General features: G+C 57.1%; 1 pseudogene. It reads right to left on the reverse strand.

The window, feature by feature from the left end:
* Positions 1–371: pseudogene (locus ACTHUR_RS21100) on the reverse strand (GTPase HflX); the annotation flags it as partial.
* Positions 372–443 lie beyond the last annotated feature (72 nt).

The raw sequence follows: 443 nt of genomic DNA on the forward strand, positions 1-443 counted from the left end.
ATAATAGACAGGTCGAGAACGCGGCATTGCAGGATTTTTTCCAAATTGCGCTCCTGCGTCGGCGTCAATTCATGGTTGAACACCGCCAAGCCGATGTCGTGCAGCTTCACCGCCGCCGCCAACTCTTCCGCCTTGCCCGTACCGACGAAATAAGCCGTATGCGCCTTGTCGCGCTTGGCGGTTTCCCGCAACACCAGCTCGCCGCCCGCCGCCGCAACCAATTCCGCCGCCTCGTCCAAGGTCGTCTGAAAAGTCCGCTCGCGCACTTCGTTCGCGCCCGAATAATCCGCGCTCAACATCACCCCGACCAGCATCACGCGCTCGGGTTGCTCCAAAGATTTGTCGACGGGGAAAATGTTGCGTTTGGACAAGGAAAATCCTTTCGTTTTAGAAAAACTGAAAAGCGGCATCCATCAATCTGATGACTCGGCCGCTCTCTGCGC

The organism is Neisseria sp. P0021.S007, from assembly GCF_051956855.1.